This is a genomic window from Pannonibacter sp. I15F10I1, assembly GCF_900185665.1.
Taxonomy (GTDB): Bacteria; Pseudomonadota; Alphaproteobacteria; order Rhizobiales; family Stappiaceae; genus Pannonibacter; species Pannonibacter indicus.
Genome location: NZ_FYAN01000008.1, coordinates 39,320 through 51,396, shown reverse-complemented (window position 1 = coordinate 51,396; position 12,077 = coordinate 39,320). Strand labels below are relative to the sequence as shown.

The window sequence follows — 12,077 nt, the reverse complement described above, 5'->3', positions numbered from 1 at the left end:
AGTGGGTGTCTGCATCAGGATAAGGATACGAACAAAGCCAACCCCTCGCGCCGTCCCGGCCTCCGTGCCGGGACCTGTGATGGACGCAGGGCTTTCAACATCGCGCAGGCCAGTTCTCGCGCAACAAAGCAGCAGTCCGGAACTATAAGGCGTTGCTAATCCTGATCGTTCTCCGACCTCTGACCGTCAGACTTCAGCCGGTCCACGACGTCCTTTGCATCCTTCAAGCTTTTGAACTGACCAGCCAAAAGGATAATCAGAACGCCAAGCGGACCTGTGAAATAAAACGCCAGAAAAGCTGCAGGCGCACTACCCGCCAACCTTTTAACGCCCTCAACGGAGCCAGAGATGGCGCCGTCATAGTGCAGTTTTCCAACGCGCAACGCTTCCCGGCCAGCGGGAGACAATACCTTGCGATAGACGGCACTGAGAAAGTTCCGCTTGATCAGGAGCGATCTCGCCAGCAGATCCCGCTTGACCTCTAAGTCAGCAGCATCGGCAATGTCTGCATCCAGCGCGGCAACAGCCTCTGCGGCAGCTTCGGTCATCACATGAGGATATTGCGCACTCAGTTCACGCGCCGAAGCGGAAATGACCGACAGTTCAGGCTGGACCTTGTCCTCCCGGCCCGCAATATCGATTGCCGCAATGTTACGTTCCACCTCCGCAATCGCAGGAAAGCAGCCCTGCAGATCGTTGAGGGTTCCCACAACGTCAAGCAGTTCGGAAACCGCATCGGGGAAAAGCTCCGCCTCCGCCCCAGCAGCACCATATGCTACCGCATCAGCTTCCAGAGAGCGGCTGCGCGAGCGCAGCAAGGCCGGATTAAGATCGCCGAGTTGCTCCGGCAAAGCATCCAGAAGACGCGTCACAGACCGTACCACTCGGCCCGGCGCGTTGGCACGCTTCAGCCGGTCTGCAAGTTCCTGCGCCTTCTCCCGCGCTTCGGATAATGTGGTTCCGGCAAAGCCCGGATCACGCGCCAGCTCCGAAAAAGGAAGCGCATCGATTGCGCCTTTTTCATTCTCGGAAAACCGGAAATCGGCGGCAACCTGAGTGAGATTTTCCTGAACCGCATCTATCTCGCCGTCGCTGACAGAAGACGTAATGTTTCCACCCAACCGCTCCGCAAGATCGCGCATGACCGTGCTGGGATGGCGTTCCCAGAAACCATCCCCCTCTTTGGCGAGGGCCAGAAGCACATCTTCGGCTTGGCTGCCAAGGTGACTAAATGGCATGAGTCCGTCGCGAAGGGACTCATAGAATTCATAAACTAAATTCCATTCAGGGCCGAATATCCTAATCACCTGACGAAAATTCGTCTCCCAGTCGGCATACCAGCGAGGTTCAGCCCCCTTCCTCCATAGCGGAGTAGTTAGGCTGTCTATGCCTGAAGTTTTTCTAATGCGAGAAACATCATCACGAACAACCTGGCGCATGCCAGCAATACCAGCGAAGGAGGCTACGACAACAGCAGCATGAGCAATCGTATTAGTGGAAGCAGAGGTCGAAAAGGCAAACGTTATGACGCCTGCTGAATAGATACGAGGATCGCTTGAATCAGGATCTGTATAAACATTCTCAGACGCTAAACGAAAATCCCTCTGACGAGCACGATAAACGTGAGCGCAATGAGAGAAGAGCGCAGATTTAAAAACAAATAGTAAACCTCTTCTCGATTTCGTAATTTTCTGCTGCGACCTCACGGCCAATGGCATGACACGTAAAGCAGATCTAAAGGTCAACACTTGCGATTCGGCAACTGGCCGTGTCGTTAGATAGGCCTCCAGCGTTTCGCGATCTTTGATCGCCTCAATTTCCGGTACGCTGCCAACCATTCCGTTCTGCCCCGCATTTGCTCCGCCGTGCCACCGCCTGCCAGTGGCAACACGCAGGATCATTGCTGATCAGGTTGCACACCCCCGTGGACGAGCGCAAGCGGCAAGGGCTTGCAAGGGTTGTGGATTTCACGCCCTGCAGCAGTTCCTCCCCTCCGCCTCTCCATAGTCATCCCGGCCTTGAGCCGGGACCGGTGAGCCACGGCCTGCCGGTTCAAAGGCCCAAGCGCAAACAACATGTGCCACGGCTTGTTTTTCTCAAAAGCAAACAACACCCACCCCGGCTCACCGGTCCCGGCTCGCGCTGCGCTTGGCCGGGATGACGATGGTGAGGTGTGGTGCCGGGGGAGAGGTGCGGGAGAGGTGCAGAGAGCAGATGGAGCGGCGCCGGGCGGCGGGGGCTTGCGTGGTGCGGCCTGGGGTCCTATCAAGGGGTGCCGTCATTGCGGCCGTAAGCGTTTACGTGAGGCAACGCATCCAGACCTGAAGCCGTCCGCAAGGGCGTTCCCGCACAAGGTTAGTGATGCAATTGTGTATCTGCCCTCACGGCGGCTTTTCCCTGCAAAGGAAATTCGAATGCAGCTCAGGCGCTTTCCCGCCCGCTATGCGGGCATCCTCATGCCGTTTATCCTGTCGATCCTCATGACCATGGTCGTATCGGCCGTGGCCACGGCGAAGAACCTCGGCCTTGGACCTGAGTTCCTGGCGAACTGGCCTTCCGCATGGGCCATGTCCTGGGTCATCGCCTTCCCGGTTCTGCTCATTGCCCTGCCGCTCACACGCCGCCTCGTCCGCCTTCTGGTCGAACCGGCATAAACAGCAAAAGGCCGGAGCGTTACCGCTCCGGCCTTTTGTGATTGCGTTGAACCGCCGCGTCCTCAGCTGTCGAGGAAGGAGCGGAGCTTGCGGCTGCGGCTCGGGTGCTTGAGCTTGCGCAGGGCCTTGGCTTCGATCTGGCGGATACGCTCGCGCGTCACCGAGAACTGCTGGCCGACTTCTTCCAGAGTGTGGTCGGTGTTCATGCCGATGCCGAAGCGCATGCGCAGCACGCGCTCTTCACGCGGGGTGAGCGAGGCGAGCACGCGGGTCGTGGTTTCGCGCAGGTTCGACTGGATAGCCGCATCGATGGGCAGAACCGCGTTCTTGTCCTCGATGAAGTCGCCGAGGTGGGAATCCTCCTCGTCGCCGATCGGGGTTTCCAGCGAGATCGGCTCCTTGGCGATCTTCAGGACCTTGCGGACCTTTTCCAGCGGCATCTGCAGCTTTTCGGCCAGCTCCTCCGGGGTCGGCTCGCGGCCGATCTCGTGCAGCATCTGGCGCGAGGTGCGCACGATCTTGTTGATCGTCTCGATCATGTGCACCGGAATACGGATGGTGCGGGCCTGGTCGGCGATCGAACGGGTGATCGCCTGCCGGATCCACCATGTCGCATAGGTGGAGAACTTGTAGCCGCGCCGGTACTCGAACTTGTCCACCGCCTTCATCAGGCCGATGTTGCCTTCCTGGATGAGGTCGAGGAACTGCAAGCCGCGGTTGGTGTATTTCTTGGCGATGGAGATCACGAGGCGCAGGTTGGCCTCCACCATCTCCTTCTTGGCGATGCGTGCCTCACGCTCGCCCTTCTGCACCATGGACACGATCTTGCGGAACTCGGTGATTTCGAGGCCCGTTTCCGTTGCCAGCGTCTGGATATCCTGACGCAGCTCGCGGATCATGTCCTTTTCCTTGGCGACGAAGTTCTTCCAGCCGCGCGTGGCAAGGTTGGCCACCTTGCGCAGCCAGTTCGGGTCCAGCTCCGCGCCCTGATACTGCTTGAGGAAGTCCGTGCGGTCGACGCCATGGCTGTCGGCAAGGCGCAGCAGGCGGCCCTCGTAGCCCATCAGGCGCTTGTTGATGTCATAGAGCTGCTCGACCAGCGCATCGATGCGGTTCTGGTTGAGCGACAGGCTCTTCACATCGGCGACCAGCTCTTCCTGGATCTTCTTGTAGCGGCGCTCCTGGCTCGGCGACAGGGTCTTGTTGGAGAGCTTGTTCTCCACCAGCTGATCCTGCAGGCGGCGCAGCTTCTTGTAGCTGTCGGCGATGCTGTCGAAGGTTTCCAGAACCTTCGGCTTCAGCTCGGCCTCCATGGCGGACAGGGAGACGTTGGACTCGAATTCGTCCTCTTCCTCCTCGCCTTCCTCGGGCAGGCCCTCGGGCGCGCCATCCTCACGCGGGGCGCTGCCGGCAGCCGGGCTGCGCGGCTCGCCGTCCACATCCTCTTCCTCTTCGCCCTCGCCCGCCACCGGGCCGCCACGGGCATCCGGGCCGGCATAGGTCGCTTCAAGGTCGATGATGTCGCGCAGCAGAACCTTGCCTTCGTTCAGCTCGTCGCGCCAGATGATGATGGCCTGGAAGGTCAGCGGGCTTTCGCAAAGCCCGGCGATCATGGCCTCGCGGCCAGCCTCGATGCGCTTGGCGATGGCGATTTCGCCCTCGCGGGAGAGAAGCTCGACCGAGCCCATCTCGCGCAGATACATGCGCACGGGGTCGTCGGTGCGGTCGGTCGGCTCGCGGCCGGAACTTGCCTTGGCAAGCGCCGTCGGGCTGGCAACGGCGATCTCGCCGCCCTCTTCCGCATCGTCGGTCTGGGCTTCTTCCACCTCGTCGCTGTCGATCACATTGATGCCCATGTCCGAAAGCATGGCCATCGTGTCTTCGATCTGCTCGGAAGACACGTGCTCGGAGGGCATCACCTCATTCAGCTCGTCATAGGTCACATAACCGCGCTTCTTGGCGGCCTTGATCATTCGCTTGACGGCAGCATCAGAAAGATCGAGCAGCGGGCCATCCTGACCTTCTGCTGCCGCTTCCTGGGTTTCTTCCGTCTGCGTCGCTTTCGCTACCATATTCTGCTCCAGAACCGCCGCATGTCTGCGGCGCCGTGCCCGGCTGTTCGCCCACATCCGAACCATCAGACTGCCTTCCGGCGCGCGGGGAACGCGCAGCTCTCGAAGACCTTGCGATGATTCGGCTTTTAAATCGGTGTCCCTTAAGTCCTACTTAACCGTACCGGAAAGCCCTGCAGCCGCAGGGTGGAAACCGGACAAGTAACGCCACACCGCCCCGGCAAAGCCAGACCGGCAGACAATTCCTCAGGATATGCAGCGCGACTGAATGTTCCGCTCGTGGCTCTTGCCATCATGAACGCTGTGGGCTGCCTGAATTCCCCTATTTAGCTCGACGCCACCGATTCGCAAGTGTGATTCGCGAATCGTCAATGTGATTCGCGAAATAGCCACAGTCAGAACGCAGTCTGGGCCGTGAATGCGGTCCTTTGCCGGGTTAACAGCCCATCCCGAGGACTTGCCTCGCGGCTAATGTGGGGACGAGGCCGCCTGATTGCCATGGCCAGGCACCATGGCCGGGCCTGCATGGCGCAGTTTTTTCGCCCGTTCAGCCAGTTCCCCCTCTTCACGGGCGCATTCCTCTCGCCGGCGGGAAAGGTCCTGCGTCAGACCGCGGATGCGGTTCCAGGCCAGTTCGTCAAAGGCGTGCTCGGCCGCCGCCAGTTCCTGCTTCAGTTCCTGCTCCAGCGCCATCAGCTCGATCTGGTCGAGGAAATGCAGGAAAGCCGCTTCGATGAAGTCCTCCGGCGGCGTCGCCTTCAGCAAGGGGAAGCGCTGGTAGAGGCCGGAGAAGTCACCGTGCTTCTGCGCGCCCGCCTCGTCCGCCGTCATCACCTCATGCAGGATCTTGTAGAAGCTGTCATCGACGCCTTCGGCCAGCTGCGCCGCCGTCAGGCTGTTGAAGTCCCGCGCCACGCGGCAGAGCGCATTGCGGAAGCCCGCATGCAGCGGATCGGCAAAGGGAAGGCTGGCGACGCGCTCGATGTGCTTGTCCAGCAGATCGGGGAATTTCACGCACATGCCGCAGACCAGCCGCTCGGTGCCGAACAGCGGCCCCTGCGGCGCGGTGATGGCCTCACCGCCCGGCCCGCGCGTCAGAAGCTGCAAGGCAACTGCCGCATCCCCCGGCCGCCCGCGCCCGCGTTCTCCGCCCTGCCCCCAACTCTGTCTCTGGCCCTGCCCCTGCGCAGCGCTGCGCTGGCGGCGCGAATGCTCGTAGAAGAGGTTGGACAGACGCAGACGGAAATCCAGCTGATAGCGCTTGCGCACCCGCTCGTCGGCAATGGTGCCGATCAGGTCCTCGAAGCGCTTTTCCAGCGCGGCCTTGCGCTCGGGCGTGTCCAGATTGGCGGCGCTGATCTCCCGGTCCCATACGGCCTCGAACAAGGGCTGCGCCTTGGCGGCCTCCTCATGAAACCCGGCGATCCCGCGCGCCTTGATCAGGTCGTCCGGGTCCTGCCCGTCCGGCAGGAAGCAGAACTGGAAGGAATGGCCGCTGCGCAGCACCGGCAGGATGCGGTCAATCGCCCGGTGCGCCGCAGAAATACCCGCCGCATCGCCGTCGAAACACACAACAGGCTCCGCCGCCAGCTTCCACAGCCGCAGCACCTGATCTTCGGTGAAAGCCGTGCCAAGCGTCGCCACCACATGGCGCAGTCCCGCCTGCCACAAGGCGATGGCATCGAGATAGCCTTCCACGACAAAGGCCTGCCCGCTCTTGAACGCAGGCTCGCGTGCCCGGTGGGCGTTGAACAGCATGACGCCCTTGTGGAAGAGCGGCGTTTCCGGCGAGTTGAGGTATTTCGGCTGGCCATCGGGGTCGAGCGTGCGCCCGCCGAAGGCGACGACCCGGCCGCGCTCGTCGTGGATCGGGATCATCAGCCGCCCGCGGAACCGGTCATATGAGGGGCGGCCATCATCCGGCTTGATCACCAGACCGGCCTCCACCATCACCGGCTCCTCGACGCCCTTCTCCGCCAGAAAGCGTTTCAGGCTGTCACGGGTGTCGGGCGCAAAGCCGAAGCGGAACTCGTTCAGCGTCTCGGCACTCAGCTGGCGGCGCTGCACATAGGCGCGGGCCGTCTGGCCGCGCGGGCCGCCGAACTCCATCTGGAAGAATTTCGCCGCCATCTCGCAGACCTCGGCAAGGCCGGCCTTCTTGCGCTCCTGCCGGGCAATCTTCGGATCCGCCACGGGAAGGGCAACGCCGGCCTGCTCCGCCAGCCGCTCCACCGCTTCGGGAAAGCTCAGGCCCTCAGTGTCCGTCAGGAAACGGAAATGATCGCCGGATGCACCGCAGCCGAAGCACTTGTAGCGCCCGCGCCGGTCATCCACGTGAAAGCTCGGGGATTTTTCCTGATGGAAGGGGCAGCAGGCCCAAAAGTCCCCCCGCCCCGGCTGCGTCTTGCGCCGGTCCCAGCTCACGCGCCGGCCCACGATGTCCGAAAGGCTCAGCCGTGCCTTGATCTCGTCCAGTAGCCGGTTGTCGAAACGCATGAAACCTGTCCGGAAGCCGGGAATGGCCCGCAGGGCCGGAGGCATCCGGCCATGGCGGCAAGTGGATTACATTAGCCTTGAGTGCCCCTTTGAGGGAAGCAGTGACTTAAGGCGCGGGGGCGCCGCCTGCAAGGGCCTCCCCGCAGACCGGGCCGGGCGGGCCGTCTTTACCAGAGCGGAACCCGGCCCTGCGCCCCTCAGCTGTCCCCGGGCCGGGTGCGCAGCAGATCCTTCACAAGGCAGGAGGCCTGCACGAAGTCCATCTGGCCCGGATAGCGCTCCTTGAGGGAGTTCATGCAGCGGCCGATGTCACGCAGGCCCTGCGCCTCGATATCGGCGATGGTCTCGGCACAGATGCGGCGCATTTCATCCTCGCCCATCTGCCGGGGCAGAAACTCGCGGATGATCTGGCTTTCTTCCTCTTCCTGAACCGCCAGTTCCACCTGTCCGGCCTCTTCATAGGCCTGACGGGATTCCTCGCGCTGCGCCAGCATGCGCTTCAGGAACTGATGCACCTCTTCGTCGGTGATTCCATCGCGGCCGCAGTCACGCGCCGCCGCTTCCCGGTCCTTGATGGCAGTCAGGATGAGGCGCAGGGTGGCAGCGCGGCGTTTGTCGCCGGCCTCAAGCGCATCCTTCAAGGACGCACTGATGTCATCGCGCATGTCTTGCCCCTAATAACCACGAATATGACCGCTGAAAGACGCCCTCTTACCCGGCCATTTGCCCACATGCAATGTACCAAGCGAACAAGCCCTTGATTCAAGGCCTTTTTATTCCCGAACACCAATATTGACCTGCCGGGACGCTTCCCCTACATTCCCGCGCTTGAAGCACGGGGCTAGCGCCTGGCTCGGGTTCGGCATATCCGGGCGTTCGGTGCCCATGATGTCATCAACAACACCGAGATTGCAAGACATGACGACCGCGACTGCAGACGCGTGGGCCATACCGCCTGCCACCGCACTTCTGGTGCTGTCCGATGGCACCGTGATCGAGGGCCAGGGCCTTGGGGCCGAAGGTGAGGCCGTTGCAGAAGTCTGCTTCAACACCGCCATCACCGGCTACCAGGAAATCCTGACCGACCCCTCCTACGCCGGCCAGATCGTGACCTTCACTTTCCCGCATGTGGGCAACGTGGGCGCGAACGAGGACGACATCGAGACGCTGAACATGGCGTCCGCCTCCGGCGTGCGCGGCACGGTGCTGAAAGCCGACGTCACCTCCCCCTCCAACTATCGCGCCGCGCGCCGCTTTGACGAGTGGCTGAAGGCACGCGGCATCATCGGCATCAGCGGCATCGACACCCGCGCCCTGACCGCCCGCATCCGCGACCTCGGCGTGCCGAACGCGGTCATCGCTTATCATCCGGATGGCAAGTTCGACATCGATGCGCTGAAAGCCAAGGCCGCCGCCTGGCCGGGCCTCGAAGGCATGGACCTTGCCAGGGACGTGACCAGCGGCCAGAGCCAGAGCTGGACGCAGACCCCCTGGGTCTGGGATGAAGGCTACGGCGAGCAGCAGGACAAGGAATTCAACGTCGTCGCCATCGACTACGGCGTGAAGCGCAACATCCTGCGCCTGCTGGCCGATGCGGGTTGCAAGGTGACCGTCGTCCCGGCCGAAACTCCGGCAGACGAAATCCTTGCCATGAGCCCGGACGGGGTGTTCCTGTCCAACGGCCCCGGCGATCCGGCGGCCACCGGCACCTATTCCGTCGCCACCATTCAGGCGCTGGTCAACAAGGGACTGCCGGTCTTCGGCATCTGCCTTGGCCACCAGATGCTGGCGCTGGCGCTCGGCGGCAAGACCATGAAGATGCATCAGGGCCATCATGGCGCGAACCATCCGGTCTTCGACCACACCACGGGCAAGGTGGAAATCACCTCCATGAACCATGGCTTTGCCGTGGACAAGGAAAGCCTGCCGGAAAACGTTGAAGAGACGCATGTCTCGCTGTTCGACGGCACCAACTGCGGCATCCGCCTCAAGGGCAAGCCCGTGTTCTCGGTGCAGTATCACCCGGAAGCCTCACCCGGCCCGCGTGACAGCCATTACCTGTTCCAGCGCTTTACCGAGGTGATGCGCGAGGCAAGGCAGGCAAGCGCCTGACAGGCCCACGCAGCAGATCAAAACGCCCCGGCAAGCAGCGCTTCCGGGGCGTTTTTTTGGGATCCTGAGCCCTGCCAGCGGCCGCAGCCCTTTCCCAAAAAGAAACAGAGCCCGGCCTGCCGCCCGGGCTCTGTTATCTTTCAATTCCGGTATCTTGCAATTCCGGAAGATCTGCAGCTCAGGACACGGCGATCAGCCGGTCGAGGGACTGCATCACATGATCCACTTCCGCCACCTGCTCCTGCAGCAGCGCGTGCTGCTCACGCAGCATGTCCTGCTGGCTGGCGCAGATGCCGCGCAGTTCTTCCAGCTGGCTGCGGCGGGGTGTGCTGCTTTCAACAAGCTTCAGCACGCGGCGAATCTCGGTCAGGGTCAGGCCGATCTTCTTGGCCTGCAGAATGACCCGCATCCGGCCGACGTCACGGGCGGAATAGAAGCGGCGCGCGCCTTTACGCACCGGATTGATGAGGCCCTTTTCCTCGTAGAAACGCAGGGTCCGGAGCGTCACGCCGAAATTCTCCGACATCTCGGAGATCGCGAGGAGTTTCGGCTCGCTGCCATCATCCACGACCGGACCTGCGATGTCCGGAATGACGACCATATTGGGTGCTAAGCTGTTCATCGTTTTCTAGCCTGGTGGTTGAACAGGGCGTGACAAATGAATGCGCCAGCGCAGATCCCAGCCTCCTCCCACCTTGGAAACCCGGATCTTTGGGGACACCTTCCGCATTTCGCGTCATGAAGAGAACTCCTTTGTAAGAGAGGCTCCAAACACAACGCTCATTTACGTCACGGGCACTAATATGCCACCCATTTCACGTATACTCCTTCTCATAAGGCGCCAATTTTCGATCACTCAGCACTTAAGTTGCCCTAAATGCACAGAAATTCTTCCAGAAAACAAAAAAGACTTTAGAGAAACAACTGAATATCAATCGAAAAACAAAAGAAAAACGATAAATAAATTCATTTGAAAAACACCATTTACATATTATCGATATATAAGAATACAAACAAACCACAAAAACAGCACAAGCAACGACGCCCGGCAAAGCCCACAGTCAGGCCGAACGCCCCTGCAATAAATATCTAATTCTTAAGACTGTGAAATCGATATCAATTGCACGAAGAAATCTGCACTTAACAACATTGTGCAGCGCAAACACGCAAAGCTTGCGAGGTTGAAAAATCCGGAAAGTTGATTCTCCACGTCACGCAGAAATTGGAGAGTTCCGCCACATGGTCAGCCGGGGCCTTACTTTCCTGAACTTGAATATTCAACAAGGGGACAAACTGCGCGTGTAGCTGCCTCTGAGGCACACACGTCTGCGCCGGGTCTCCTCCCCTGCGTGGTTTGGCGAGCGGCAACGCATTTTTTTCAATCCTGACAGGCAGCGCTGCAACTCACCCGGCACCTGCAGGCACGGCAGCATTGAGCCTGTCAGCGGCGGGCCTCAGTCCTGCGCCATTCGCTCGGTGTCATCCCGAACCAGCGCTTGGCTGCGCGGGTGAAGTTCCCCACCGCCGAGAACCCGAGGCGGAACGAAACCTCGGAGATTGGCAGTCCCGTTGTGCGCAGCAGATCGGCCGCGATGCCGCGGCGGACATCATCATGCAACTCGTGGAAGGTCACCCCCTGCTCACTCAGCCGGCGCTGCAGCACCCGGCCACTGACACCGACGGCACGGGCAACACTCTCGAGAGACAGATCCTTTTCCCCCACACGCCGGGCGATTTCCTCACTGACCAGCGCGGTGATCCCCGACAGCCGCCCGCGATCCGCGAGCCGCCGCATTGCCAGTTCCACCAGGGCCTCGAAAAGAACCGGATACGCTCCCGGCAGCGGCTTGTCCGCCAGCTCAGCCGGCAGGCTGATCGCTGAATGGTTCTGATCAAACAGCACATTTGGCCCAAAACACTGCCGGTGCAGCCGCGTATCCTCAGGCTTGCCCCGTTCCAGCCGCACTGCGACATTCTTGAAACAATCGGGCCCCGCAGCCAGAGACAGGAACATGCAGGCCAGGACGGCAATACAGTCATTGAGCTGATCCCGCAGCACCACCCGCGGAACATGGCGCCAGATCACCTCAAGCCGTCCGGAAACCTGCCGGACCTCGCAGGCCTCCAGATCAACAATTGAGGCATGCGCTTCCCCAAGCACCTCGAAGAGGCGGCGCAATGTCGGGGCATAGGGCAAGGCGAGCACGAGCGCATGGGTGGGAACCACCGGTTCCATGACGGACGAGCGCAGCCCGATCAACGGATCATCCAGCAACTTCCCCGCCTGTTGCAGCAGGCAGGCCACGTCATTCATCGGAAGATAACGGTCGTAACGCCCATTTGCGGGCGGCAGCATCACACCGGCCTTGCGCGCCACCTCTTCAATCGCAAGGCCATTGCGTTCCAGGTACCGCGCAAGCGGCTCAATGATCTGCCCGGCAACTTCTGCCACTCCGGATGAAGAGCCCAACTTTCCCTCGCGCAGCATGTCTATACATTCCAGAAGTGTAACACGGGACAGAATCCTGAAATCTCAACAAGAATCTGTTCCAGAAGGGCCTCTGTATAATCACCAATGCCCCCCGGCGAGAACCTCGAAAACAAGATATCACGCCGGGTTCCATATTAACGTTATCAATTCGAAAGGAAATTAATCACGATTTTCCTAAATTGTATTTTACCTGCCGGTAACCATCCCGATACAGGCAGGATGCAATCAAAAACGTATGAAGGCGGCAGAAAG

8 protein-coding genes are annotated in these 12,077 nt (G+C 60.8%); 2 read left to right on the top strand and 6 right to left on the bottom strand.

Annotation, left to right across the window (positions count from 1 at the left end; genetic code table 11):
- Positions 1-155 precede the first annotated feature (155 nt).
- Positions 156-1,838 carry a hypothetical protein gene (locus IF10I1_RS06215; RefSeq protein ID WP_186415110.1) on the bottom strand — a complete coding sequence of 561 codons (1,683 nt, stop codon included), beginning with the start codon at positions 1,836-1,838 and terminating at the stop codon, positions 156-158.
- Between the two features lie 576 nt (positions 1,839-2,414).
- Between IF10I1_RS06215 and IF10I1_RS06210 the strand changes: the two genes are divergently transcribed.
- The gene (locus tag IF10I1_RS06210) at positions 2,415-2,654 is read left to right on the top strand and encodes a DUF2798 domain-containing protein (protein ID WP_186415111.1); all 240 of its coding nucleotides are present in this window, start codon (positions 2,415-2,417) and stop codon (positions 2,652-2,654) included.
- A gap of 62 nt (positions 2,655-2,716) precedes the next feature.
- On the opposite strand, the gene rpoD is transcribed toward IF10I1_RS06210, so the two are convergent.
- The 3 genes from rpoD to IF10I1_RS06195 all read right to left on the bottom strand — a co-directional run bounded on the left by rpoD (position 2,717) and on the right by IF10I1_RS06195 (position 7,887).
- The gene (rpoD, locus tag IF10I1_RS06205; protein WP_058900719.1) at positions 2,717-4,726 is read right to left on the bottom strand and encodes an RNA polymerase sigma factor RpoD; all 2,010 of its coding nucleotides are present in this window, start codon (positions 4,724-4,726) and stop codon (positions 2,717-2,719) included.
- 468 nt (positions 4,727-5,194) lie between these two features.
- A complete protein-coding gene (gene dnaG / locus IF10I1_RS06200; protein WP_186424403.1) occupies positions 5,195-7,222 on the bottom strand; it encodes a DNA primase in 2,028 nt (675 codons plus the stop codon).
- 197 nt (positions 7,223-7,419) lie between these two features.
- Entirely contained in the window at positions 7,420-7,887 is a 468-nt protein-coding gene (locus tag IF10I1_RS06195) for a GatB/YqeY domain-containing protein (protein ID WP_050474889.1), read from the bottom strand.
- Positions 7,888-8,140: 253 nt separating this feature from the next.
- Here IF10I1_RS06195 and carA point away from each other — a divergent pair, with 253 nt between their 5' ends.
- Positions 8,141-9,334: a glutamine-hydrolyzing carbamoyl-phosphate synthase small subunit gene (carA, locus tag IF10I1_RS06190; RefSeq protein WP_094463204.1), complete on the top strand. Its 1,194-nt coding sequence runs from the start codon at positions 8,141-8,143 to the stop codon at positions 9,332-9,334.
- A gap of 178 nt (positions 9,335-9,512) precedes the next feature.
- On the opposite strand, the gene IF10I1_RS06185 is transcribed toward carA, so the two are convergent.
- Together IF10I1_RS06185 and IF10I1_RS06180 are read right to left on the bottom strand one after the other, a co-directional pair.
- Entirely contained in the window at positions 9,513-9,956 is a 444-nt protein-coding gene (locus tag IF10I1_RS06185; protein ID WP_050474887.1) for a MerR family transcriptional regulator, read from the bottom strand.
- A gap of 819 nt (positions 9,957-10,775) precedes the next feature.
- On the bottom strand, positions 10,776-11,822 hold the full coding sequence (locus tag IF10I1_RS06180; RefSeq protein WP_082206129.1) for an AraC family transcriptional regulator: 1,047 nt from the start codon (positions 11,820-11,822) through the stop codon (positions 10,776-10,778).
- Positions 11,823-12,077 lie beyond the last annotated feature (255 nt).